Here is a 23,623-nt window from a genome sequence, read left to right as displayed (position 1 = left end):
CCAACGTCAGAACCAACACCGGTCCCGCCGGGATCGTTGGTTCTCCATCTGAGCATAGGGAACATACATGTTGATCTTCATCATATATAACCTTTTGCATGTTCCCGTCACGGAAAAAATTTCCGTTGCGGCGAATATTTCCGGAACCCGAGTGTTCCATCGGATCTCCTCGGGTTCCGCATATGTCAGAACGACTCATTATTATGGGCTCGCCCTGCATATATAGTTTTGCAGAATGCACCGGAGACGGTGCATCGCCATCACGCCATCATGGAGACGCCCGGCGAACGGCAGATACGAAGGAATCTGCCGTTCGGAGAACATCCCGATTGTGCACATGATGCGCAAAGTGCCTATATTTTTCAGTCGGGACACCAGATAAGCATTGCTATCGGTCCGCGTCAACCCTTCGGATGGTCAGATCCGAGTAGAAGGCATCCTGGCAGAGCGCGAGTTTTCCCTCCAGGTTAAGGAAAAGAAGAGGGATGTATACGTCGGTGATGCTCCATCCGAGGTTCTCCGAGAGCCCCGAAAGAGTGAGATCCCCCTCGCGGCGAAAGAGTGTCTCGCAGGTCTGCATCACGCGCGCGGAAGACTCGCGGTAGTCTTCGCTGTGAGCGGTCGCAACGACATCCTCCGTCGTAACCAAGCTCTCTCTCGGGATCGCCCGGGCACGGTGTCTCCTCCGCTCCTCCTTCTCGGCGGTCTTCAGCAGCTTGATCAGTTCGTACAGCGTGACCGGTCGCTTGCGGTAGCTCTTCCGCGAGAGTCTCCGCCTGATCTCCTGCTCGAGCCTTTCGATCGGAGTATGGTAACCGCCGGGCTCGTACGAGAACTCCTCCACCTCCCCGCCGCACACCTCCTCGGCCTCGATGGGAGTATCCGGCTCCTCCGGGACATCCAGGTACTCCGACTTGAGGCGGAGCAGCGTGGCAGCAAAGAACAGCGTCCTTCCGGAGATCCGAAGATCCAACTGGCGGCGCCGCTCGAGTTCGGTGAGAAACCGATCCGTCACCTCGACGATATCGATATTCCAGGGATCGATCTCGCCGCGCTCGGCCATCCCGACCAGGATCTCAATCGGCTCCTCATCCATGCCTGATTCCTGTCACGAGCGTGCTCTTGTCCGGATTGAGGGTCACACCCACGATCCTCTCCGCGTGCTCGATCATGGGCTTGCGGAGAGAGACGACGACAGACTGGGCATGCGCCGAGAGCTCCTTGAGCATGCTCGCGATGCGTTCCACGTTGGAGCCGTCAAGGAACATGTCCACCTCGTCGAGCGCGTAGAAGGGGGCCGGCATGTACTTCTGGATGGAGAAGATGAATGCGAGGGTTGTCAGCGACTTCTCTCCGCCGGAGAGGGCCGACAGCAGATGGACCTTCTTGTCCCTCGGCTGGACGGCAAAGGTGAGCCCCCCGGCGAAGGGATCCTCCTCGTTCTCCAGGACCAGATGGCCGCTGCCGCTCGTGAGCCGCGCGAATATCTCGCGGAAGTTCGCGTCGATCGCGCGATATGCCGTCATGAAGGCATCGAACTTCAGCCGCTCGAACTTCTCGATGCGCTCCATGAGCATGGTCCTCTCGCGGGACAGCACCTCCTTCTTCTCCGAACGCTCGTCGATTCGGGCACTGATTCTGTCGTACTCCTCCACAGCGAGCATGTTGACCGCGCCGATGGCCTGGATCGCCTGCTCCGTCTTCCGGATGGCTTCGGTGATCTCGGCGAGGGAGAGGTCGGTGGCAACCTCCCCGCACTGCATCCTGAGCATCTCCGCCTCGGCCTCCGCCGTGCGCTCCCTCTCCCGCAGGGCGGCGATCTGGATGCGGGTTCGCTCCATGGCGGCATTCTGCTCTGCAATCTCCTGTTCGCATGCATGGATGGCATGCAGGGTCTCATCCCTGATCCGTCGGAGATCGTCCAGCTCGCGGGAGAACGATCTCTGCCGTTCCTCGAGATCCCGGATCCCGCTCCTGTGCGAAGCGATCTCAGCCGCTATGGCAGCGATCTCCCCCTCGATCGCGCGGTTTCTCTCCTGCAGCCGCTCACGGTCCGCGTTGAGCTCCTCCATCCTCTTCGCGAAGTACTGCCGCTCCCGCTGCATGTCGGCGATATCGGAATCCTTGTTGCGCAGGCGCCTCTCCATCTCCTCGATGCTCTTCTTAAGCTTCTCCAGCCTCTCCACGAGCTCGGGGAGATGGGTATCGTCCAGCTTCGCCTTCAGGGCGTCGATATCTGCGGTGAGCCGGGCGATCGCTGCGCCGATCCCTTCGAGAACCCCCTCGATCTCCGCGAGCCTCCCGGGACCCCCGCTGCGCTCGCTGTCCAGCGTCCGGATCGCCGTGCCGAGCTCCTCCTCCTCCCGTCTCAGGGCCGCGGCGATCCGCCGGTACTCCTCCTCGAGAATGCGGTGGCGCGCAATCTGCTCATCAACGGCGGTCCGTTTCGTCCTGCCATCCTCCACCTCCGCAGTCAGGCGGGAGATCGCCTGCTCGCACTCCAGGAGCTCCTGGCTGGATGCGGCGAGCGCCGCCCTCAGGCGGTTCATCTCCTCGTCCACGGCGACCCCGAACCCCCGGCGCTGTTTATAGTAGCCGCCGCTCATGGAACCGCTCCTCTCCAGGAGCTCCCCTTCCAGGGTAACCATCCGGTACTTCCCGATCCGCGCGCGGGCATGGTCCAGGGTGTCCATCACCACCGTGGCGCCGAACACCAGCCGGAACGCCGGATCGTATCTTTTATCATACTCCAGGAGGTTCACCGCATAGTCGATCGCGCCCCTCTCCTGCAGAGGAGGGAGCGGGACCGCCTTCAGCTTCGACAGGGGCAGGAACGTGACGCGCCCGAGCTTGCTCTCCTTCAGGAAGCGGATCGCCGATGCGGCAACCTCGTCATCATCGACGACCACGTTGGAGAGACGCCCACCGGCCGCGACGTCGAGCGCCAGGGCATACTCCGGAGGAGCGCGACCCAGCTGGGCGATGGTTCCGTGCACGCCCTCCATCCCCAGGACCGCCTCGATGGCTCGATTCTCCCCCTCGCCGCGGGCTTGCGCCTGGGCCTCCAGCCGCATCAGATCCTGCTCACGGGCCTTGATCTCCTTTCGTAGCCTCTCCTGGCTGGCCCTCTGGCCGAACAGGGCGCGCTCCGAAGCGGAGATGTCCCGCTCGATCCTCTCCTTCTGCGCCGCGCACTCTGCGAGAACCCGTACGGCCTCCTGGATCTGGCGCTCTTTCTCCTCGATCTCGGAGGCGATCTGGCGGAGCCGGGCGGTCAGACGCTCCGATTCGGAAGTTCTCAGTCGGCTCCGCTCGATCAGTGCATCCTGCTCGTGGAGGAGGTCCGCCCTCCTCGACTTCTGCTGCTCTATCTCCTCCATCCAGCGGAAGAGCTGATCCCGGGCGTCCTCCTGCTCTTTCGTGCTCCGGTCCATCTCCTCCGCGCACTTCTCCGCCTGAGCCCGCAGGGTGGCAAGCTCCATCGCCAGATTCGCGCGGTCGATGCCCAGGTTGCGGATCGCTTCGGTGCACTCCTTCACCCGCGCCTCCGCCCGTTTGCTGTCCAGGTAGGTTCGGTCCAGGGCTTCCTGGTTCCGCACCTTCTCCTCCGCGAGACGCGCGGTGGTCTGCTCGCCCAGCTTGATGGCGCTCTTCGCACCCTCCAGCCGTTCCAGCAGGGCCAGGTACTCCTGTCCGCTCTTCTCCTGAATCTGTTCGTCGATCTGCTGCAACCGCCCACGCTGATCTGCGAGCTCGCTCTCCTTTGTATCCCGCCAGCGCTCCGCCTCGCCGAGCGCCTTCGACTGCTCGGCGAGCAGAGCTCCGATGGTGCCGAGCTCCTGCGTCTTCTCGCGGAGCCGGGCGGCACCCCGGCAGCTCTCGTAATGACGCAGCTGGTCCTGCAGGGAGCGGTACTCGATCGCCCTCTCCCGCTCCCGTTCGAGATCTGCCAGCCTGTCCGTCAGTTCCCGCAGCAGCAGTTCCTCGCGCTCGATCCGCTCTCTCACCACCTCGAGCTCCGATATCGCCTGATCCCGTTTTGCGTCGAACTCTGCCACACCGGCGATCTCATCCAGAATCTTCCGCCTCTCGAGATCGCTCATCTCCATGATGCGGGTGATATCCCCCTGCATCACCACGTTGTAGCCTTCCGGCTTGATCCCGATCCGGGCGAGGAACTCCGTGACGTCCGACTGCTTGCAGAGCCGGTCGTTCAGGTAATGGTAGCTGTAGTAGCCGCTCGCCGTCCGCCTGATCCTGCGGCGAACCGAGCTGCCGTCCGAGAACTGGATCGCAACCTCCGCTGTGTTCCTCCCGCTGTTCAGGTTGATCAGGTCCGTCAGTTTCTCCGCCCGGAGACCGCGGGAGCTCGCCAGGCCCAGGCAGAAGAGCACGCTGTCGATGATATTGCTCTTGCCGGACCCATTGGGGCCCGATATTACGGTGAAGCCCTCGAAAAACGGAATTTTCGTCTTCTTACCGAAAGACTTGAAATTATCAATTTCAAGCTGGGTAATATGCAAAGACGTGAACTCCCTACTCGTTCTTTCCCTTTTCTTCTTCTATGGCGTAGATCAGATCGCCGCCCTTCTTTCTGTCGTCGCTGACGAGTCGCCCTTTGTTCTTCCCTTTCGCTCCCGGAGTCGCACCGAAGCGGGAGCTTGCGACGATAAGCCCTTCCCTCTGCTTACCTTCGGGTTTCAGGGTGCCGTCCATCTGGATGATCAGCGACTGTTCGCCCGCCGGAGCGGAGGTCTTCTCGGCGGATGCCGTCGGCATGGCCCTCTGACGAGCCGGAGGCGCGGCGGATCGCGGGATCGCAGTGCGCCGCTCCTCTTCCTTTGCGTGCAGCTTCATGACGATGGTCTTCAGATCCAAGAGCTCTTCTGTCAGACCCTTCATCAGTGCCTCCATCTCGCGGACCTTTCCCTCAAGATCGGATAGTCTCCCCTCTGCATCGCCCGGACCCTTGGACCCTTCCATTAGCATTTGTATCTCCCTCTCCCGTACCTCGAGTTCGTGTTTCAGGTAAGCAATCTGTGCATCTTTGGCTGCCATTCTACCCTTACGAATAATCATCATACTGGTAACCTATAAGATTTGTGATATCGCCCCATTTGTGCACTAATTATTACCGAACACAGCAGAATACCTGCAGCAATTTTTCGAAAATTTCATAATGAGGACCGAAATCCTGGAGGAGGGATCCCGGGGGGTCCCGTCCCTGCCCGTCTGTCGCCCGGAGGCGCCAAAAGAAACAATATTACCTTGCCGATGCATCTTTATATGTATGTCCTATCTTGCCGAAACGGATCCAGAGGTAGCAGATCTCCTCGAAAAGGAGCATTTGCGTCAACTCAACGGACTGGAACTCATCGCTTCGGAGAACATCACCAGCAGGGCGGTGCTCGAGGCGATGGGATCCATCATGACCAACAAATACGCTGAAGGCTACCCGGGCAAGAGATACTATGGGGGCTGCCAATACTACGATGTCGTGGAGAATCTTGCACGGGATCGCATGAAGAAGCTTTTCAACGCCGAACACGCCAATGTACAGCCCCATTCCGGCACGCAGGCGAATATGGCCATCTATTTTGCAGTCATGGAATGCGGCGTGGACCGGCTGATGAGCATGAGTCTCACGCAGGGGGGGCACCTCTCGCACGGCTCGCCGGTCAGTTTCTCCGGCAAGATGTACCACGTGACCCAGTACGGAGTGGATCTCGAGACAGAACGCCTCGACTACGGTATGGTGGAGGAGATCGCACGCAAGGTGAAACCGAAGGTGATCGTCTGCGGCGCCAGCGCCTATCCCCGGGAGATCGACTTCAAGGCGTTCGCGGAGATCGCGGAGGGCGTCGATGCCTACTGCATGGCGGATATCGCGCATATCGCCGGCCTGGTTGCTGCCGGCATCCACAACACCCCCGTCGGTGTCGTCGACTTCATCACCACGACCACCCACAAGACGCTCCGGGGCCCGAGGGGCGGCGCCATCCTCTGCGACCAGGAGTATGCCACGCTGGTCGATCGAGCCGTCTTCCCCGGGATGCAGGGAGGACCTCTCATGAACACCATCGCGGCAAAAGCGGTCTGCCTGAAGGAGGCTCTCCAGCCTTCGTTCAAGGAGTACAACCGCCAGATCGTGAAGAATGCCAGGGCAATGGCAGAGACTCTGATGGATGCCGGGCTCCGCCTCGTATCCGGCGGGACGGATAACCACCTGATTCTGATCGATCTCACCGAGTACGGGATCACCGGTCTGGAAGCGGAGACCGCTCTCGGCAGGGCAGGGATCACCGTGAACAAGAACACGATCCCCCGGGAGACCAAGAGCCCGTTCGTCACGAGCGGTCTCCGTGTCGGCACACCGGCCGTAACTTCGAGAGGGATGAAAGAGGGGGAGATGCGGCAGATAGGCGAGCTGATCGCCCGGGTCGTGAAACATATCCGGGATCCGAAGGTGATAGAGGAGACGCATGCCGAGGTGACCGACCTCTCCGCGAGGTTCCCCATATTCCCAGAGCTGGCATGATACTCGATGGAAAAGCAGTCTCGGAAAGAAGACTCGATCGGCTCTCTCGGGAGATCGAAGCATCCGGGATCCGCCCCCGCCTCGCCACGATCATCGTGGGCGACGATCCGGCGAGCCGACTCTACGTGCGGATGAAGCACCGCGCCTGCGAGCGGGTCGGAATCGGCTCGATCGGCGTGGAGCTTCCCGAAACCGCGGAGCCCGCCGATCTGTTCGCGAGCATCGACCGCCTGAACCGGGACCCGGATATCGACGGCATCCTGGTGCAGCTGCCGCTCCCTGCCAGAATCGACATGGAAGCGGTCCTCTCGAAGGTCGACCCGGAGAAGGACGTGGACGGGTTCCATCCCTGCAACCTGGGCGCCCTCTTCGCCGGCCACCCCACGTTCGCACCCGCGACTCCGCTCGGGATCATGACGCTCCTCTCCGAGTACGGCATCTCTCCTGCCGGGATGGATGCCGTCGTGATCGGGCGGAGCGTCGAGGTGGGAAGACCGCTTGCAGCTCTGCTGCTGAGTGCCGACGCGACGGTGACCGTCTGCCACAGCAGGACGCGGGATCTCCCCGCAAAGACCCGCGAGGCGGACCTCCTCGTCAGCGCCGCGGGGCGGGCGCGGTTCGTCACGGCGGATATGGTGCGGGAGGGGGCGGTGGTGGTCGATGTGGGGACCAACCATGTGAACGGGAAGCTCTGCGGTGATGTGGCGTTCGACGAGGTGCGCGAGAAGGTCTCCTGGATAACGCCCGTCCCGGGAGGGGTCGGTCCGATGACCATCTCCTCCCTGATGGAGAATACGGTTCGGGCGGCACGGTCGAGACGATGCATACCTGTACGATAAACCGTATCCGCATCGGCGGCGGCGAACCGGTACGTCTCATGGGTGTGATCAACTGCAGCCCCGAGTCCTTCTTCTCCGGATCCTACACGCCGATCGGCCGGGTGTACGAGCGGGCTGTGGATATGATATCCGGCGGGGCCGATATGGTCGATATCGGCGGCAGGAGCACCGCTCCGGGCGTCCCCCCGGTGAGCGTCCGGGAGGAGGGGGAGCGGATCGATGCCGCCCTCGCCGAGCTCGACGGGAGCGGAATAACCGTTTCGGTGGATACCATGCACCCGGAAGTGCTCGAGATCGCCCTCGCCCACGAGATCCATGCGGTGAACGACATCTGCGGACTCGCGAATCCATCCCTGGCCCGGCAGGTGGCGGACCACGGTCTCCCGGCCATCGCCATGGCCTCGCGGCAGCAGCCGGGGGATGCCGTCGGGCTCCAGGATACACTGGCGGCGCTCGCGCTGGTGCTGGATCGATGCGATGCATACGGCATCGACGAGGTCGTCCTCGATCCCGGGATCGGAAAGTGGACGCGTGAGCGGAGGAGCGAGGACGACTGGGAGCTCTGCCGCCACTTCTCTCTCTTCGAAGGCTACGGGCGCCCTCTCCTTGCGGCGATCTCCCGCAAAACGTTCATCGGGGAGCTGCTCCACAAAGGGCCGGAGAGGAGGCTGCACGGTTCCCTGGCGCTCACGGCGCTGCTCGTCGAACGGGGCGCCAGCATCGTGCGGAGCCACGACGTGGCGGAGACGGCGGATGCGCTGCGGATCGCCGAGAAGATGCGGGAGCGGGTATGACGGAATCGTTCACCGTGTTCGGGTTGAAGACCGGGATCATACGACCGGGGCAGGACCTGGCAGGCATCATCTCGGAGGCAGCCGTCCGCAGCGGTGCCCGCGGCATCCAGGAGGGCGATATCCTGGTCGTCGCGGAGTCGGCGGTGGCGACGGCAGAGAACCGTCTGGCGCGGCTCTCCGATGTCAGACCTTCGCCCCGTGCCCTCGAGCTGGGCGGAAGGTACCGCATGGATCCGCGCCTGGTCGAGGTGATCATCGCGGAGAGCGATGCGATCGTGGGCGGCATCGAGGGGTTTCTGCTCACCATGAAGGGGGGTACGCTGCTGCCGAACGCCGGAGTGGACGAGTCGAACGCTCCGGCGGAATACGTGGTGCTGCTTCCCGCCGATCCGGACGCCAGCGCCGAATCGCTCCGCAGACGGATCGAGGCGCGCTTCAACGTGCGGGCCGCGGTGATCGTCGCGGATTCCCGAACGCATGCGATGCGCCTCGGTTGCAGCGGGATCGCCATCGGCGTCGCCGGGATCCGGTCTGTCGTGGACGAGCGCGGTCGGCGGGATCTCTTCGGGCGCGAACTTCACGTGACGCAGCGGGCCGTGGCCGACTGCATCGCATCTGCTGCCGAGCTGGTCATGGGGGAGGCGGATGAGTGCATCCCGGCGGCGATCGTACGGAACGCCGGCCTGCCGATCGTCGAGGAGAAGGGTGTGGCCGCGATCGAGGCTTCGGGCTGCCTATTCATGGGGATTGCGCTGCACGCCGACCCGTCCGTTCTCGATGCGAAGCGAGAATCCTGAATCCTCCAGGAATCTCCTCGCCATTCCCCCGCCGTGGATGAGCACCTCCACCAGATCCTCCTCCTCGTCCACGTCGGTATGCAGCCGGAACGAGTCCACCACGTCGTACGTGGCGCCGGTGTCTTCTGCGATCTTGCGATGTTTCATGAAACTGGCACCGTAGAAGTCGGCACGGAACCGCTGCGGACGCCTGACGAAGATGGCATTCGTTCCCCCGCCCCGCCCGGGGACGAATGCGATATCGGCGGGAGAAGCGATCAGGCGCCGCACCGACTCCGCGGTGGCGAGCGGCAGATCGGACATGATGACCAGGAGCGGTGCGGTTGCCGTCTGGAACAGGCGGTTCAGGGCTTCGTTCAGGTCCCCGGGATCGACGATAACCGGCACCCCGGCATACCCCCGGAACGGGTGCGTGACCAGGAGCGTCGGTTCGCACCCCCCGTCCAGAACGGCCTGAATCACATCCTGCAGCATGGCCTCGGCAAACCTCTCCCGCTCCGAACGGTTCAGCACGGAGGAGAGTCGTGTTTTGGGATTCTGCGGTTTGAATGGGATGACTGCGTGCACCGGCATTCATGTACGGTATCACTCCCGTCCATAAAATGGCATCGGCGTGGATTTGTGTATCGGGCTGCAAGGTCCGGTTTTCTGGCAGCCCGGAGCACGATAGCGACCCGGGCGGGGATGGATACGGGGGAGAAGCAGGGAAGGGGCGCGGATGGAGCAGGAGAGGGCGGAGCAATCCCGCCGGGGATCCTGCACCGAAGGGGCACAGGGGGGCATCGGTGCTCGAAGTCCGCCCGCCGTCGGTCCCGACAGCGGGTGGAGACGATCGCGGTCCTGCCCCCAAACTCGAGGATGGTGCGCAGCGGGAGGATACCGTCCCGCATCCCTGCCCGATTCCCGTCGCCTCCGCATCGGCGTTAGCCTCGCCCCGGGGGGAAGATCCCGCTGTGCTCCCCGGCTCCCTGCTCATTCCGCCCGCGGTGCATCTCCGATCCGGTCGCCGTGCAGCTCACCCCCGCATCCGCTCTTCGGCAGGGGGAGCAGCGCGGTTCTCCAGGATGCCGCAGGAGAACCGGGCAGAACCGCTCCAGCGCATCCCGGAGTTGTAAAGTTTGAAGTGACGGCGGGACGAAAGGTACCTGTATGCAGGGGCGCACCATCACCTTCTCGCGCAACGTCTTCCTCCCCCTGACCACGGCGTGCAGGAACCGCTGCAGCTACTGCTGCTTCCGCACTCCGGTCCGGGAGGGCTGCATCCTCTCCCCCGAGGCCGTGGAGAGGACGCTCCGCCTGGGAGCGGAGACGGGCTGCACGGAGGCCCTGTTCACCTTCGGCGAGCGCCCCGAGCAGGAACCGGGATTTGCGGAACTGCTCTCCGCATCCTCGGGATATTCGAGCATCCTGGATTACTGCTTCGCGATGAGCGAACGCGCCCTCCAGCATGGGCTCCTTCCCCACACGAACGCCGGCATTCTCACGTCCGAGGAGATGGAGAGGCTCCGCGAGGTGAATGCGAGCATGGGTCTCATGCTGGAGACGACCGCCCGCGTTCCCGCCCACAGGCACTCCCCCGGGAAGGTCCCCGAGGTCCGCATCCAGATGCTCGAGGACGCCGGCAGGCTTCGCATACCCTTTACCACCGGGATCCTCGTGGGGATAGGCGAATCGGAGAGCGACAGGGAGGAGTCCCTTACCGTGATCCGGGATCTGCACAGACGGTACGGTCACATACAGGAGGTCATCGTCCAGAACTTCTGCGCCAAGGAGAACACGCCGATGGCAGCCGCCGCCTCACCCACCTCCGGAGAGATCTGCAGGGCGATAGCGCTGGCGCGGGAGATCCTTCCCCGCGACGTTGCCGTCCAGATCGCACCAAACCTCGTCGATGCGGCCCGGTTTATCCGATGCGGCGCGAACGATCTCGGCGGCATATCGCCCTGCACGATCGACTACGTAAATCCCGAGCATCCCTGGCCCCAGATCCCGGACCTGAAGATCCTCGCAGGGAGTGCGGCTCTGCAGGAGCGGCTCTGCATCTATCCGCAGTACATCGAGAAGGGCTGGTTCCACCCCCGAATCGAAGCGCTTATCAGAGCGCTGGCGCAACAGATTCAGGAGAGACGATGGTGAAGATGGGCAAACTGCTCCGTGCAGGCAAGGCGAAGTCGGTATACCGCTCCGACAGCGACGACCGGCTGATCATGGAGTTCCGCGACGATATCACGGCATTCGATGGCACAAAAAAGGATGTGCTCCCCCGCAAGGGGGAGCTCAACGCCGCCGTCTCTGCCTACGTGTTCGAGTACCTGGAGGCCCGGGGCATCCCGACGCATTATATCCGCATGCTGGACGAACGCCGGATGCTCGTGCGGAACCTGGAGATGATTCCCCTCGAGGTGATCGTCCGGAACATCGCTGCCGGTTCCCTGGTGAAGAGGTATCCGATCGCGGAAGGCACCCCCCTCGATCCGCCCGTGATCATCATCGACTACAAGGATGATTCCCGCCACGATCCGATGCTGAACGACGACCTGATCCTGGCGCTGAGGATCCTCGACAGGAGGGCGCTCGACCGGGTGCGGGAGCTCTCCCTGGAGATCAACCGCCTGCTGTCCGAGCACTTCAAAGATAAGGGATTGACCCTCGTCGATTTCAAGATGGAGTTCGGTCGGTGGAGGGGCGAGATCGTGCTGGGCGACGAGATCTCCATGGACTCGATGCGCCTCTGGGATACGGTGAGCGGGGAGTCCATGGACAAGGACGTGTACCGGTTCGGGAAGGGAGACGTGATCTCGGCCTATGCTGCGGTGGCAGGGAGAATCGTGCCCGGTACGAGCGGAGGAGGGAAATGAAGTACCATGTGGAGATCATGATAACGCTCCGGGAGGGAATTCTCGACCCCGAGGCGCGGGCGATCCAGCATGCCCTGAAGAGTCTGGGATTCGAAACGGAGAGTCTGCGAACGGCGCGTATCTTCTGCGTCACCCTGGAAGCGGCAGACAAGAGAGCGGCACGGGAGGAGGCGGCGCGGATGTGCGAGCGCCTTCTCGCCAATCCGGTGATTCACCGCTACGAGATTGAGGTCAGGGAATGAGGTTCGCAGTCCTGCAGTTCGGTGGCAGCAACTGCGATCTCGACACCTTCCACACCCTCCAGGATGTTTGCGGCGTAGACACCGACCTGATCTGGTACAAGGAGGGGCTTCAGCGCGCCTACGATGCTATCGTGGTCCCGGGGGGATTCTCCTACGGAGATTACCTGCGGGCCGGGGCCATCGCTGCACGGACGGCGATCATGGACGCGGTGGAGAGGCACGTACGTGAGGGGGGGCTCTTCCTGGGCATCTGCAACGGGGCCCAGATAGGGGCGGAACGAGGATTTGCCCCGGGCACGTTCGCGATTAACGCCTATCCCAAGTTCATCTGCAGGTGGGTTCACGTGCGGGTGGAGAATGCCACCTCACCGTTCACGTGCAGGTTCCGGGAGGGTGAAGTGGTGAGAATCCCCATCGCCCATAAAGAGGGTCGTTACGTGGCAGCGGAAGATGTCCTCGAGCGGCTCAATCGCCGGCGCCAGGTGGTGTTCCGCTTCTGCGATGCGGCAGGGAGGGTCACCCCCGAGAGCAACGTGAACGGATCGGCCGGAAACATCACCGGCGTCCTGAACGATCACGGCAACGTGCTCCTGATGATGCCGCACCCGGAGCGGTCGTCGGAGGAGATCCTCGGCTCTTCCGACGGGCGGCGGGTATTCGAATCGATGATCGCTTACCTTGAGGCTCCCGGGCGATCAGTTTTTAAAAGAGCATAGCGATTTACCATCGGAGTTCGGCGGTTGAGGAACGGCGCATGGCAGGCGAAGGCGAATCTGAACCGGAACTTGAGTTCGAGTCCAAGGTGGAGCAGAACATCTACGAGTGGGCAAAGGGCTACGCCCGGGAGAGAGGCTGGATTCTGAATCCCAACAAGAGGCAGCTGGCGGCAGTGATACGGGGACTCGCCCGGAACAAACTGAAATGGGGGGAGCAGTACTGCCCCTGCCGGATCCGCACGCGGGATCTGGAAAAGGACAAAGAGATCATCTGCCCGTGCGTGTACCACGGAGAGGAGATCGAGCAGGAGGAGCACTGCCACTGCCAGCTCTTCTTCAAGGTCGTGGATCGGAAGGATCCGCAATAGGGCCGATCCTCCGAGGCGGCAGAAAGAGGTGTCTCCTTCGGCGATCGGAATCGTGCCAGCGCGTTCCGTTCGCGGCAGCAGCCACCTGAGCGGTCGCAGGGATGGCGTGCGGCCTTCGCTGCCGCATCGAGGCGATGCAGTCATGAGGACTGTCAGAACAGCACGGGGGTTCCGATCCACGGACCTCCCTGCCGGCACAATGCGGCAGGCGGGGCAGCAGGGAGATCGCGGATCCGGGTATCGAGGCCATCCGAACCTCGAAGACCCGGATCCCTACGCCGTGGCTGCCCGGGGAAGGCGGGGTGCCGCCACCTCACCCGAATCCCCCTCATGCGATACCCTGAACGGAAAATGGGTCTGCACCATCACTGTGCCGAGACCCTCCCCTCTCGGACGAGTGCCCCCTGTCCCAGGATAAGGGCGGCGCGCCCCGGGCCATCGGTACCGGCCGCACATCACCCGCTCGTTACCGCACCCGCCGGAGGGTTAGAAGGTTCTCCCCCCCTGCCTGCACCACCCCCGCGTGCGCTAGGCGCTCGTCCGCTCTCCCGCGCGGATCGGTCCCCCTCCCTATCGAGGAGGCGGAATCGATTCAGGATCGCTCAGGCTTCCCTCAGACGGCTTCTCTTCCGCCTTCGTGTACCTGTCCCGCCACCGCATACGGGTGAAGCCGCGCGGCCGTGGGGTCTGCGCGGTTCTTCCATGCCCGCGCGGCCTCTGCGGACCGTAACGCGGAGGGGAGGTGGTGCCCCGGGCGCCGACGACCCTCCGCAGAATCCCACCCGATGCGTCCGCCCTATCGACGTCCCGCCGGGCGGTACGAGCCGGGGGGAATATGCATCTCGAAACGCGCCCCCTCTCCCGGTTCTCCGCACTCCCGTATCTGGATGTTCGTTATCGCGAGGATGTTGCGGATGAGGAAGAGCCCGAACCCGTGATCTCCCCCCTTACTCCGCCGGAAGATCTTCTCCTTCTCTCCTGCCGGCACGCCGATCCCGTCATCCTCGTACACAATCCGCATGCCGTCTTCGGATTCCCGGGCGTGCATGCGTATGGCCGTAACACGGCCGCCGTGCCTCAGGGAGTTGTCGATCAGATTGTAGAAGACCTTCTCGAGCATGGGATCTGCGAACACCTCGATCTCCGGCAGATCGATGGAGAGTGCGGTATCCCCGATATCGAGATCGTTCAGGGCGCTGTATACCGAGGGGCGGATGCGCTGCCACTGCGGCGACTGCACTCCGATGTTCTGGTACTCCCGGCTGAACTCGATCTGGCGGTGAATCGCGGCAGCCGCCTTTGCGATGCGGTTCAGGTACTCCCGCTGCTCGGGATCCGTCGCCAGATCCTGCGCCACCGGGAGGTATCCCAGGATGATGGTCAGCTGGTTCAGGATATCGTGGCGCGTGATGCTGTTCATCAGGCTGAGGTTGCGGTTAACCTGCTTGAGCGCCTGCTCCACCTGCTTGCGCTCCACCGCATACCGCATTGCCCTCGACAGGAGCGGACTCTCCGCCTCGCCCTTGAAGAGGTAGTCCTGGGCGCCTGCCTGGACGGCCTCGAGGCCGGTCTGCTCATCGTGGAGCGTGGTCAGGACGACGATGGGAACCTGCGGGAACTGCTCGACGACCGCCCGCACCGTATCCAGGCGCATGCTGTCGGGGAGCATGAGATCGAGGAGCACGACATCCACCGCACCCTCCTTCAGAATCGCGATCCCCTCCGAGAGCCGGTGGGCATGCTGCATTCGAAAGGGCGCACCCGGCATTTCTCCGAGGATCTCCCGGATGTACCGGGCGTAGCTGGGATCGTCCTCGATCAGGAGAACCCGGAGTTGCTTCCATCCCGCTGCAGTGTCAACCCTGCCTGCGATCTCCACGCGGCTCATGCTGCGGCTCCCGTCCACTGCACCCGACGGGAGTGCCGGAATTCCTCCTCCTCTCCCCGGCGGGCATCGGATGAGGTCTCTTTGGGCTGACATGATAAAAAAATCTTTCCACGCTCCGGCTGGGCATGCATCTTGTGAATTGGTACAATCGAGTCATGCACCGGGCTTCTTCAGGGACTTCCAGGGATAGGGGAGGACGATGAAGAGGAGGAGAGATGCGGCGATCGGGACTGCCAGCAGGGCAAGCGCGGTATCCAGTGCGACCAGATCGGCGAGGGAGCCGGTGACGGCAACCCCGATCCCGCCTCCGCCAACGGCAAGCCCCAGCGTGAGGCCCGAGGCGAGCCCGATGTTCCCCGGCAGGAGCTCCTGTCCCATCGCGACGGTCACGGCGAACGTGGACCAGAGGAGAAATCCGAATGTCAGCATGAAGACGACGGACACAATGCCATCCGTGGCGATGAAGAGCAGGAACGCGGGTATTGCCAGTGCGAGCCCGAGAACGGAGAACTCCTTTCGTCCGTAGCGATCCGAGAGGGTGCCTCCCAGGATCTGCCCCCCAACGCCGGCGACGAGCATCAGGGTGACCAGGGTATTCGCTGCGACGAGATCAAACCCCTGCAGGACGAGGTACGTCGGGAGGTAGGCGACCGCACCGAAGATCGCCCAGGCACGGAGACCTGCCGCGAAGAGGAGCGTGACGATCGGGACGGGGCGGATCGGTGCAGTCGGCGCATCGGGGATCGGGTGCAATGGAGCGGGCCGATCGGAGAGCGGGGCGGGCAGGATGTAGTGGAGCAGGATCGCCATCGCATAACCGGGCACGAGCAGGGCGAGGAGCCCCTGCAGTCCCATCGCCGCAACGACCACGCCGGCAAGAAGGGGGCCGATGGCGTAGCCGAGGTTTCCGCCCACGACGAAGTAGGACATCAGGCGCCCGCGGTTCACGTCGCTTGCCACGGTGCCCACGCTGGCAAGCGCCGAGGGGTGAAATGTCGCATGGCCGAGCGCCGCGAGCATGGCAAAGAGGGCTAGGACGGAGAACTCCGGGGCGATGCCGATCAGGGATATGAATGTGGCGGAGAGGATCAGGCTGTAGCCGATATGGATGCCCTTTCCGCGGCGATCGAAGAGCCAGCCGATGGGCGGCTGCGCCATCGAGGACGTGAGGTTGTAGGCCGTCACGAGGAGCCCGCCCATGAGGAAGGAGTATCCCTGATCCGCGATGAGCAGCGGGAGCACCGCCGGCAGCACGGGGGAGTAGAGATCGATGACGAGGTGTGCCGCGGACAATCCCATCACGCCCCGCATATCACGGTTCATCGTCGATTCGCCTCATAACGATGATCTCGACGGGGATCTCGATCCGCTCTCGGCGGTGATGGAGAAATGTGCGTTTCATGGGCAGGGAAGACCCGATGATCTCCGCGATCTCCGCCCTCCCCCGCACGTAGTCGGCGATGAACCGCCGTGAACCCGCATTGAAGATGCCGTACACCGCCTTCCCGAGGGCGAGCGCCCGGTCGATGAAGGGCCGATCCGCGTGCCGCCTCTGCGCCCCGAACGGCGGGTTCATCACCACCGTGTCGAATCTGCCGCAACGAGCCCGGTCCAGCGCTGCGACGTCGGACACATGGAACTCCACCTCCACCCCCAGGCGCCCGGCATTCCTTCGGGCAGCCTCGATCGCCCGCGGGTCGATGTCCACGCCCACCACCGCGTTCGCGGAGAGCAGGGCTGCACCGCAGGCGAGGATGCCCGTGCCGCATCCCAGGTCGAGGACGCGCTTTCCTTCGATGTCGCCGTTGATCCGGGCGTGATAGAGGAGGCGAGCGGCAAGGGGCGGCGGTGTTCCGTACTGCTCCAGCTCCGTGCGGGGATCGGCGATGGGCTCGATCGTCTCGAGGATCATCTCCAGGTGCTTCAGCTTCATGATGGGCGCATCCGCCGAAGGCCGGGCGGCACCGGCAGGCCAGTACAGGTTCGCCCCGCGAGCCCATTAACGTTCCATCACGCCCTCGAAAGGCTGGGGCATCCGAATCGCGTCTGCCACCACCCTGCAGGCGACCACGGCGCCCCACCCCCTGGAGAGAATCGGCCCCCTCCGGGCATCCATACGATAACTGCGCCACTCACTGCCGATCCCACCCCGCACCAGGTTGTCCGGGGGAGGGCAGGGGACTCTCACCCCTGCGTTCCGCGACACAGCGAACGGTTGCGGAGCGCCTCATCCTGAAAGGCGGCGGTTCCCTCCTCCTGCAGCCCGCCCCCTTGCGAACAGGAGCGGAAGGGTGTGCACCCCCGGGTGCGATCGGGGGGACTCTCGGCCCGCCGCCTGCAGAGCCCGGGCCGCCGCGATCGAGGGGGAAAGCCGGCCCGGAACAGCAGCACGATTCGAACCCCCCGATGCCGCCGGATCCATTCCGATCGCGGGATCTGCATCGCATTCTTCCCGTTTCGCGTCGCAGAACGGCGTCAGGGGTGGCGCATCCGCGGCCTGCGCGGCATCCCCCGCTTCCCGATCGGAACACCTGTCCGCACCACGCCACCCCGGCGCGTTCCGCAGAGTGCACGCGCGGGCGCCGCCGGGCCGCGGGCCGAGGAATCTCCGAAAATGCGGGTATGCGACAGGGATCCACCCTCCTCCGTCCGTTGAACGAGGGGGCGCGTCCGTGAGAGAGAGTACCGGGCGGATCCCGCAACCCATGCGTCCGGCGAACTCTCCGGTGATTCAGCGCGATGAAATCGGCCTGTTTGCAATTGTATTGGAGTAGAAATATTTTGATAATGTTATAATGATGGCCATCATATATACGGACATGTACAGGGATCTCCTCCGGCATGTTCCCGGCTTCGATCCGATCGCCGTCGCGGCGTTCCTTCCGGCCTTCGCGATCACCTACCTGACGGGGACCGCCTATCGCCTCGACATCAACCTGCTCCTGATCGGCGGGGCTTTGCTCTTCTTCGCCCTGATCTGCCTCTTCGGTACGGTTAAAAACTACCTGCGGGTCGGGAAATGGAAGACAGCCTTCAAGATCGTCTTTCATCCCCTGCTCGGGGGTGCGGACGTTCGGGAAGCCCTGGAGAAGGATGCGGAGCGCTTCTCCTGAACCCCTCCCTCTCCCGGTTCCAGCAGTATCGCACGCCAGCGGGAAGAGACAATATTCCCGCAGCACAGCCGTCTTTCCGGCTTGCATCAGCAGAACGCGTCTATCTCGTACTCGTCGAACGATCGGACTCCGCAGAGGATCTCGAACTCCTGCGGGCTCAGGACCGGCACCCCCCAGCGGATCTGGTCGTCGTAGGCGATGCGGGGGCAGGCGGTGTTCACGTAGGCGTCGAACCCGAGGTTGAGCAGTTCGTCCGGCGTGACCTCCCCCATGGCCACGATCACCGCCTTATCCGATAGATCCGCGAGATGCCGGGCCAGTTCGGTCCGCTGCTGTCCGCTCTTCGTGGAGAGGATCACGCCGAAGCTCTCCGCCGACTTCGCCTTCTCCAGGACGGCGAACCGCTTCCGCAGGAGCCCGGAAGCATCCACGATCCGGGCCTCGCCGCTGTAGGGATCCAGGGCGACCACCCGCGCCCCCGTGGCCAGCTGGATACCCGTCGGGTGAAAGAGACCGGTTCCGACGAAGAGAATCTCGGTCGCGCCCGTCGCCCGCGCTGCCTCGAACGAACATCCCAGCACCTGCCCCGGCATCGGTGTGCGGTCCCCCCCCGGGGCGACCACGGCCTCGATCCCGCCCCGCGCGAGGACCGCTGCCATCGCCTCCAGAAGATGGATATGCTGGACTGTTGTCACCAGACCCACCCTTTCCTGGGAGAGCAGGGGTATCGCGGACTCGAGCACCGCCACGTCGAAATCGCAGGGGTAGACCTCGTAGATCACGCCTTCTTCGCCTTTCCCGAGGGGCGCGTGGCCGAAGTGGACCAGGACATCTGCCAGCCCTGCCGCGCCTTCGGCCAGATCGCAGGCCCCGTAACAGGGATCACCGCTCACGATCACCTCGAAGCCCGCCAGCTTCAGGGCCCGGGCGATCGGGAATGCCTTCCGTTTCAGGCCGGCCGGGAACTGCAGCGCCACTCTCCGGGCCTTCCGTGCCTTCAGACGCGAGACGAGATCAGAAGTATCGATCAAGCACACGCACCCGATCCTTCAGGACCTCGATCGTCAGAAGAGATTTGTAGGGCCTCCCGATATCGGGTGCACCCCGCTGGAACACCACGCAGATGTCCTGGAGCTCGGCACCGGATCTCTCCACCGCCTGCACCAGTGCGCGGAGCGTCCCCCCTGTGCTGATCACGTCGTCCACGATCACCACGCGATCCCCCGCGCCGACCCCGTTCAGGTAGAGTTCCCCCTTCGAATATCCCGTGGTCTGGTGAACGGCGATCTCGCCCGGCAGCTCGTACTTTCGTTTGCGAACGATGGTGAAGGGAATATCCGTCATCATCGAAAGCGCGGTTCCCAGATGAATTCCCATCGCCTCGGCAACGACGATCAGGTTCACCCCCTCCAGATCGAGCGCTCGGATCATGCCGCAGGCGACATCGCGGAGGAGGGCGGCATCCACGCAGGGGACGCCATCCGTGATAGGATGGATGAAGTAGTTGTAGTCTCCCCGCAGGACCATCGGACACTGTTCGAGGGATTCTATTAGCCTCTCAAGCATACATCTCTCCGATATCTTTCAGGAACGCCTCGACGATGCCCCTGTGGACGTGGGGCATGCAGACGATCCGCAGATGCCCCCGCCGGGTCCAGGAGACCTTCCAGTCCTCTGGGACGCGGTTGCAGACGAACGTCGCCACGTTCACATCCGGCTTCACCACGGCGGGAAGTCCGAACGTCTCCATCCCCTCGATGAGGCGGCGGGTGTTCTTCATGCAGCCTTCGACGATCGCCTGCATCCCTTCCACGCCCAGGTGGTCCAGTACGGCGAGCGCTCCGGCAACCGCCCCTCCGGGACGGGTTCCGGTGAGGGTATACTCCTGCTTCACCGAGAGGTAGGGGGTGCGGATGTTGAGCGTCTCGAGCATGGACGCGTCCCGCACCAGCAGGCATCCGGCGGGTATGGTGCTCATCCCCATCTTGTGGGGATCCACCGAGATGCTCGATACCCCGGGGAGCGCGAAATCGAACGGGATGGGCGGGGACAGGAACGGGAGCACGAGTCCGCCGAACGCGGCGTCCACGTGCAGATGTATCTCCTCGTCCTGTGCGATCTCCGAGAGCGCGCGGATCGGATCCACCATCCCGTATTCCGTGGAGCCGGCAACTCCGACCATGGCGACCGTGTTGACGTCGATCTTCTCCAGCACGGCGTCGGTATTCATGCAGAACTTCCTGGTGAGGGGCACGGTCCTCACCTCCATGCAGAGCATGTCGCACGCCTTCTCGAAGGAGAAATGCACCGACTCCGGAACGACCACGTTGGGGCGCGGCACGTTCTTCTGCTTCCTGGCGATGCGCAGCGCCTGGATGTTGGACTCGGTCCCGCCCGAGGTGGCATAGCCTCCGGCGTCCGGGTGGTGGAGGAGAGAGCCAAGCCTCTCCACCAGCAGCCGTTCGACCTCCGCGCTACCCCGGTAGAGACCCGGGTCGCCCAGGTTGGCGCCCATGAAGAGGTCGTGCGCCTTCACGGCGATCGGGTGCGGGCGGGTGCACATGGATGAGAGGATCCGCTCCAGCGGAGTATCCTCCCCCCTTCTGCATGCGAGAAAAGAGAGGATCTCCTCCTCCGAACAGCCTTTCTTATGCATTCCGTCTCGCACTGTCCAGGATGATGCGCCTCTCGGTTCGGGCGACCCGCTCCCGGATCTTCGGGATGGCATCGATGTTGGCGGATATGCTGGTGATGCCGTGCTCCACCAGCCACTGCGCCATCTCTGGATCCGAGCCGGCCTGCCCGCAGATGGAGCACTCCACCCCGTACTTGCGGCAGGTCTGGATGGCGTCGTGGATCAGGGTCAGCACGGCGGGATGCTTGGGGTTGTACATGTCCGCCACGTTCTCGTTGTTGCGGTCGATCGCGAGCGTATACTGGATCAGATCGTTCGTGCCAAAGGATGCGAAGTCGATGCCGGCCTTGATGAACTCCTCGATCAGGATGGCGCAGCTCGGAATCTCGACCATGATCCCGAGCGTCGCCGTATCCGTATCGACACCGAACTCACGCATGTACTCCCGTGCCCGCACGAACTCGTCGGGATGGCTCACCATGGGGAACATGATCCCCAGATTGGAGTAGCCCTCCTTCCAGAGGCGTTTGAACGCCTCCACCTGGAGGCGGAACTGGTCTTTGGTGCGGATATCCCGGCGGATCCCCCTCCAGCCGAGCATGGGATTGTGTTCATGGGGCTCGTCCTCCCCGCCCAGCATGTTCCGGAACTCGTCGGTCGGCGCATCCAGGGTGCGGACCCATACAGGCTTCCCCGCGAATGCGTCCAGCACGATCTTGATACCTTTGTAAAGCTCCCCGATGAACTCCTCCTCCTTCTTGTGCCGGATATACCAGCTCGGTGTTTTGTTCAGACCCAGGATGAGGTGCTCGATCCGGAGGAGCCCGACGCCATCCGCGCCGGTGGCAGCAGCCCTCTTCGCCGCTTCGGGGAGAGATACGTTCACCTTGACGAGCGTTGCCGTGATGATCGGCGCGGACGCGACAGCGGTTTGCACCTCTGCAGGCTTCTCCCGGGCGCTCTCCAGCAGCCCCTCGTACACCAGGCCCTTCTCTCCATCCACCGTCACGATCTGGCCCGGAGCGAGGGCGGACGTCGCAGTTCGGGTGCCGACGACCGCCGGAGTCCCCAGCTCCCGCGAGACGATCGCCGCGTGACAGGTCATCCCCCCCTCATCCGTGACGATTGCCGCCACTTTCCGCATGGCAGGGACCATATCCGGGTTGGTCATGCGGGCAACCAGGATATCCCCCTCCTTCACCTTTCCCGAGTCCCGGGCATCCTGCACGATGACGACACTGCCGCTGCCGATTCCCGGAGACGCTCCCTGTCCCTCGACCAGGATCTTCCCCGATGAGGACTCCCGTCCCACCGTGACCGCAGTCTCGCCGCGGATAGTCGTGATCGGGCGGGACTGGAGGATGTAGATCGTATCCCCGACGATGCTCCACTCGACGTCCTGCGGCACTCCGTAGTGATCCTCGGCGATCTTGCCGTACATGGCGAGCCGTGCGATCTCGTCCTCTGAGAGCACCGGCACATTCCTGCGATCTGCGGGGACGTCCACGATCTTCGTCCCCTTCCTGCCATCCGGGACGATTTCGACCGTTTTATCTGCGATCAGCCGATCCACGACGCGCTGGGTCCTCTGGTCGAAGACGTACTTGTCCGGTGAGACCGTCCCGGAGACCACCGCCTCCCCCAGACCCCAGGACCCCTCGATGATGGTCAGGGGCTCTCCGGTGATGGGATGCGAGGTGAACATCACCCCGGACTTCTCCGAGTTCACCAGCTCCTGTACGACGACGGCGATGTTTACGCTCCGATCATCGAATCCCTGCCGGGCGCGGTAGTAGATGGCGCGCCCGCCGTAGAGGGAGGCCCAGCACTTCTGGACAGCCTTCAGGAGTTCCTCGTCCCCGACGACGTTCAGGTAGGTCTCCTGCTGGCCGGCGAAACTGGCGCCGGGGAGATCTTCCGCCGTAGCGCTCGACCGTACCGCCACCACGGCGTTCTTCCCGAGTTTCTTATACGCTTTCAGGATCTCCTGCTGCAGTTTCTGGGGAATCCCGACGCTGTGGATGAGATCCTTCGCCTCCTCCGAGGCCTTCTCGAGCGCGGCGCTGTCCTCCACATCGAGGTTGTCCAGCTCCAGAAAGAGCCGCTCTTCGATGCCTGTCTCGACCAGAAAGTTCCGGAAGGCGGACGCCGTGATCACGAACGCCTTCGGCACCGGAAGATCGATGGAGGCCATCTCCCCGAGGGATGCACCTTTGCCCCCTACCGCGGGGATATCTTCCTTTTTTATATCCTCGAGCCAGAGGATATCCGGAAAAGCCCTCATGTGAAAACCCTTTGCCATCCCATACGCTTTAATGATTTGTTCGTGAGAGCGATCGGGCGCGGCTCCGGCGGTCCAATCGTCCCATCCATCGAGCATTGCGCTATCTCGACGTATTCTATATCCCCAATGCTATATGAATGTCATGCTCCCGAAGCGCAGTTTGAGGGAAGAAACGGCGCTGGTCCCTGGAAGGGGCGCCTGTGCGGGCATCGGTCGCCGTCCGCGCCGCCACCGAAGGGCGGCAGAAGGGGCCATGCCATCCGGCGGATGGGGTCAGGGCGGGGCGTCTTGCCCCGATTCGGAGGGTTCCGGCAGTTCCGGCTGCGGTTTCCTGCCGCGTTGCGGCTGCCTGCAGCGCCCAGTGCGCCCGCTCCCGCGGATCGCCCTGCGGTGCCGGGCAGGCACTTCTCCCGTTCTCCCTGCGGCATCCCCATGGCAGCACTGCGAAGGGGGCTGTCAGACACGGATCGCGTGCTGCAGAGGTCGGGTGAGATCGGCGACCGGATCCACCGCGGAGAACTGCGGGCGAGGGACCGCACCGGAAGGGGTGG

General features: G+C 63.5%; 21 protein-coding genes. 10 read left to right on the top strand and 11 right to left on the bottom strand.

The genetic code is table 11. The annotated features are described in order from the left end of the window. Positions 1 to 388 precede the first annotated feature (388 nt). The 3 genes from QMC96_01290 to QMC96_01280 are packed head-to-tail and all read right to left on the bottom strand — an operon-like array spanning position 389 to position 4,983. The gene (locus tag QMC96_01290) at positions 389 to 1,096 is read right to left on the bottom strand and encodes a segregation/condensation protein A (protein MDI6875392.1); all 708 of its coding nucleotides are present in this window, start codon (positions 1,094 to 1,096) and stop codon (positions 389 to 391) included. Next, positions 1,089 to 4,523 (bottom strand): chromosome segregation protein SMC, encoded by a 3,435-nt coding sequence (smc, locus tag QMC96_01285; protein ID MDI6875391.1) that lies wholly within the window; start codon positions 4,521 to 4,523, stop codon positions 1,089 to 1,091. Before smc ends, QMC96_01290 begins: the two co-directional genes overlap by 8 nt. Positions 4,524 to 4,536: 13 nt before the next feature. Next, on the bottom strand, positions 4,537 to 4,983 hold the full coding sequence (locus tag QMC96_01280; protein MDI6875390.1) for a hypothetical protein: 447 nt from the start codon (positions 4,981 to 4,983) through the stop codon (positions 4,537 to 4,539). A 307-nt stretch (positions 4,984 to 5,290) separates the two neighbouring features. On the opposite strand from QMC96_01280, the gene glyA reads away from it, so the two are divergent. Genes glyA through cofE form a run of 4 tightly spaced genes read left to right on the top strand, consistent with a single transcriptional unit; the run spans position 5,291 to position 8,968 of the window. Then, positions 5,291 to 6,538 (top strand): serine hydroxymethyltransferase, encoded by a 1,248-nt coding sequence (gene glyA / locus QMC96_01275; protein ID MDI6875389.1) that lies wholly within the window; start codon positions 5,291 to 5,293, stop codon positions 6,536 to 6,538. Continuing rightward, positions 6,535 to 7,377 (top strand): bifunctional methylenetetrahydrofolate dehydrogenase/methenyltetrahydrofolate cyclohydrolase FolD, encoded by an 843-nt coding sequence (folD, locus tag QMC96_01270; GenBank protein MDI6875388.1) that lies wholly within the window; start codon positions 6,535 to 6,537, stop codon positions 7,375 to 7,377. The genes glyA and folD overlap by 4 nt, the downstream gene beginning before the upstream one ends. Then, entirely contained in the window at positions 7,359 to 8,171 is an 813-nt protein-coding gene (folP, locus tag QMC96_01265) for a dihydropteroate synthase (protein ID MDI6875387.1), read from the top strand. Before folD ends, folP begins: the two co-directional genes overlap by 19 nt. Further along, positions 8,168 to 8,968, top strand: a complete 801-nt coding sequence (gene cofE, locus QMC96_01260) for a coenzyme F420-0:L-glutamate ligase (protein ID MDI6875386.1) — start codon at positions 8,168 to 8,170, stop codon at positions 8,966 to 8,968. The genes folP and cofE overlap by 4 nt, the downstream gene beginning before the upstream one ends. Here the strand turns inward: cofE and cofC are convergent. After that, positions 8,906 to 9,541 carry a 2-phospho-L-lactate guanylyltransferase gene (gene cofC / locus QMC96_01255; GenBank protein ID MDI6875385.1) on the bottom strand — a complete coding sequence of 212 codons (636 nt, stop codon included), beginning with the start codon at positions 9,539 to 9,541 and terminating at the stop codon, positions 8,906 to 8,908. The genes cofE and cofC overlap by 63 nt on opposite strands. Before the next feature lie 576 nt (positions 9,542 to 10,117). Between cofC and cofG the strand changes: the two genes are divergently transcribed. The 5 genes from cofG to QMC96_01230 are packed head-to-tail and all read left to right on the top strand — an operon-like array spanning position 10,118 to position 13,152. Next, positions 10,118 to 11,104, top strand: coding sequence for a 7,8-didemethyl-8-hydroxy-5-deazariboflavin synthase subunit CofG (cofG, locus tag QMC96_01250; GenBank protein ID MDI6875384.1), 987 nt, complete (start codon positions 10,118 to 10,120; stop codon positions 11,102 to 11,104). After that, entirely contained in the window at positions 11,101 to 11,826 is a 726-nt protein-coding gene (locus QMC96_01245; GenBank protein MDI6875383.1) for a phosphoribosylaminoimidazolesuccinocarboxamide synthase, read from the top strand. The genes cofG and QMC96_01245 overlap by 4 nt, the downstream gene beginning before the upstream one ends. Then, complete coding sequence (gene purS, locus QMC96_01240; protein ID MDI6875382.1) at positions 11,823 to 12,068, top strand: phosphoribosylformylglycinamidine synthase subunit PurS; 246 nt, start codon at positions 11,823 to 11,825, stop codon at positions 12,066 to 12,068. The genes QMC96_01245 and purS overlap by 4 nt, the downstream gene beginning before the upstream one ends. After that, positions 12,065 to 12,784, top strand: a complete 720-nt coding sequence (gene purQ / locus QMC96_01235; protein MDI6875381.1) for a phosphoribosylformylglycinamidine synthase I — start codon at positions 12,065 to 12,067, stop codon at positions 12,782 to 12,784. Before purS ends, purQ begins: the two co-directional genes overlap by 4 nt. 38 nt (positions 12,785 to 12,822) lie before the next feature. Next, the gene (locus QMC96_01230; GenBank protein MDI6875380.1) at positions 12,823 to 13,152 is read left to right on the top strand and encodes a ferredoxin-thioredoxin reductase catalytic domain-containing protein; all 330 of its coding nucleotides are present in this window, start codon (positions 12,823 to 12,825) and stop codon (positions 13,150 to 13,152) included. 796 nt (positions 13,153 to 13,948) lie between these two features. On the opposite strand, the gene QMC96_01225 is transcribed toward QMC96_01230, so the two are convergent. The 3 genes from QMC96_01225 to QMC96_01215 all read right to left on the bottom strand — a co-directional run bounded on the left by QMC96_01225 (position 13,949) and on the right by QMC96_01215 (position 16,973). Next, positions 13,949 to 15,040, bottom strand: coding sequence for a hybrid sensor histidine kinase/response regulator (locus QMC96_01225; GenBank protein MDI6875379.1), 1,092 nt, complete (start codon positions 15,038 to 15,040; stop codon positions 13,949 to 13,951). Positions 15,041 to 15,193: 153 nt separating this feature from the next. After that, on the bottom strand, positions 15,194 to 16,363 hold the full coding sequence (locus tag QMC96_01220) for an MFS transporter (GenBank protein MDI6875378.1): 1,170 nt from the start codon (positions 16,361 to 16,363) through the stop codon (positions 15,194 to 15,196). Further along, the gene (locus tag QMC96_01215; protein ID MDI6875377.1) at positions 16,353 to 16,973 is read right to left on the bottom strand and encodes an METTL5 family protein; all 621 of its coding nucleotides are present in this window, start codon (positions 16,971 to 16,973) and stop codon (positions 16,353 to 16,355) included. The genes QMC96_01220 and QMC96_01215 overlap by 11 nt, the downstream gene beginning before the upstream one ends. 862 nt (positions 16,974 to 17,835) lie before the next feature. Between QMC96_01215 and QMC96_01210 the strand changes: the two genes are divergently transcribed. Next, positions 17,836 to 18,153: a hypothetical protein gene (locus tag QMC96_01210; protein MDI6875376.1), complete on the top strand. Its 318-nt coding sequence runs from the start codon at positions 17,836 to 17,838 to the stop codon at positions 18,151 to 18,153. Between the two features lie 86 nt (positions 18,154 to 18,239). Here the strand turns inward: QMC96_01210 and dph2 are convergent, their stop codons facing one another. Genes dph2 through ppsA form a run of 4 tightly spaced genes read right to left on the bottom strand, consistent with a single transcriptional unit; the run spans position 18,240 to position 23,072 of the window. Then, on the bottom strand, positions 18,240 to 19,190 hold the full coding sequence (gene dph2 / locus QMC96_01205) for a diphthamide biosynthesis enzyme Dph2 (GenBank protein ID MDI6875375.1): 951 nt from the start codon (positions 19,188 to 19,190) through the stop codon (positions 18,240 to 18,242). Beyond that, positions 19,168 to 19,719 (bottom strand): hypoxanthine/guanine phosphoribosyltransferase, encoded by a 552-nt coding sequence (gene hpt, locus QMC96_01200; GenBank protein MDI6875374.1) that lies wholly within the window; start codon positions 19,717 to 19,719, stop codon positions 19,168 to 19,170. Before hpt ends, dph2 begins: the two co-directional genes overlap by 23 nt. Next, positions 19,712 to 20,809 carry a tyrosine decarboxylase MfnA gene (gene mfnA / locus QMC96_01195; GenBank protein MDI6875373.1) on the bottom strand — a complete coding sequence of 366 codons (1,098 nt, stop codon included), beginning with the start codon at positions 20,807 to 20,809 and terminating at the stop codon, positions 19,712 to 19,714. Before mfnA ends, hpt begins: the two co-directional genes overlap by 8 nt. Continuing rightward, complete coding sequence (gene ppsA / locus QMC96_01190; GenBank protein MDI6875372.1) at positions 20,802 to 23,072, bottom strand: phosphoenolpyruvate synthase; 2,271 nt, start codon at positions 23,070 to 23,072, stop codon at positions 20,802 to 20,804. The genes mfnA and ppsA overlap by 8 nt, the downstream gene beginning before the upstream one ends. Positions 23,073 to 23,623 lie beyond the last annotated feature (551 nt).

The sequence above is a fragment of the Methanomicrobiales archaeon genome, from assembly GCA_030019205.1.
In the GTDB taxonomy this organism is placed as follows: domain Archaea; phylum Halobacteriota; class Methanomicrobia; order Methanomicrobiales; family JACTUA01; genus JASEFH01.
Note: the sequence above shows the minus strand (reverse complement) of the source record. Positions and strands in the feature narration are given on the sequence as shown.

What these genes read in the sequence shown, in the direction of transcription:
- QMC96_01290 (MDI6875392.1), bottom strand. Translation starts at nt 1,096, where the DNA reads ATGGATGAGGAGCCGATTGAGATCCTGGTCGGGATGGCCGAGCGCGGC.
- QMC96_01280 (MDI6875390.1), bottom strand. Translation starts at nt 4,983, where the DNA reads ATGGAAGGGTCCAAGGGTCCGGGCGATGCAGAGGGGAGACTATCCGAT.
- glyA (MDI6875389.1), top strand. Translation starts at nt 5,291, where the DNA reads ATGTCCTATCTTGCCGAAACGGATCCAGAGGTAGCAGATCTCCTCGAA.
- folD (MDI6875388.1), top strand. Translation starts at nt 6,535, where the DNA reads ATGATACTCGATGGAAAAGCAGTCTCGGAAAGAAGACTCGATCGGCTC.
- folP (MDI6875387.1), top strand. Translation starts at nt 7,359, where the DNA reads ATGCATACCTGTACGATAAACCGTATCCGCATCGGCGGCGGCGAACCG.
- cofE (MDI6875386.1), top strand. Translation starts at nt 8,168, where the DNA reads ATGACGGAATCGTTCACCGTGTTCGGGTTGAAGACCGGGATCATACGA.
- cofC (MDI6875385.1), bottom strand. Translation starts at nt 9,541, where the DNA reads ATGCCGGTGCACGCAGTCATCCCATTCAAACCGCAGAATCCCAAAACA.
- cofG (MDI6875384.1), top strand. Translation starts at nt 10,118, where the DNA reads ATGCAGGGGCGCACCATCACCTTCTCGCGCAACGTCTTCCTCCCCCTG.
- purS (MDI6875382.1), top strand. Translation starts at nt 11,823, where the DNA reads ATGAAGTACCATGTGGAGATCATGATAACGCTCCGGGAGGGAATTCTC.
- purQ (MDI6875381.1), top strand. Translation starts at nt 12,065, where the DNA reads ATGAGGTTCGCAGTCCTGCAGTTCGGTGGCAGCAACTGCGATCTCGAC.
- QMC96_01230 (MDI6875380.1), top strand. Translation starts at nt 12,823, where the DNA reads ATGGCAGGCGAAGGCGAATCTGAACCGGAACTTGAGTTCGAGTCCAAG.
- QMC96_01225 (MDI6875379.1), bottom strand. Translation starts at nt 15,040, where the DNA reads ATGAGCCGCGTGGAGATCGCAGGCAGGGTTGACACTGCAGCGGGATGG.
- QMC96_01220 (MDI6875378.1), bottom strand. Translation starts at nt 16,363, where the DNA reads ATGAACCGTGATATGCGGGGCGTGATGGGATTGTCCGCGGCACACCTC.
- QMC96_01215 (MDI6875377.1), bottom strand. Translation starts at nt 16,973, where the DNA reads ATGAAGCTGAAGCACCTGGAGATGATCCTCGAGACGATCGAGCCCATC.
- QMC96_01210 (MDI6875376.1), top strand. Translation starts at nt 17,836, where the DNA reads ATGATGGCCATCATATATACGGACATGTACAGGGATCTCCTCCGGCAT.
- hpt (MDI6875374.1), bottom strand. Translation starts at nt 19,719, where the DNA reads ATGCTTGAGAGGCTAATAGAATCCCTCGAACAGTGTCCGATGGTCCTG.
- mfnA (MDI6875373.1), bottom strand. Translation starts at nt 20,809, where the DNA reads ATGCATAAGAAAGGCTGTTCGGAGGAGGAGATCCTCTCTTTTCTCGCA.
- ppsA (MDI6875372.1), bottom strand. Translation starts at nt 23,072, where the DNA reads ATGAGGGCTTTTCCGGATATCCTCTGGCTCGAGGATATAAAAAAGGAA.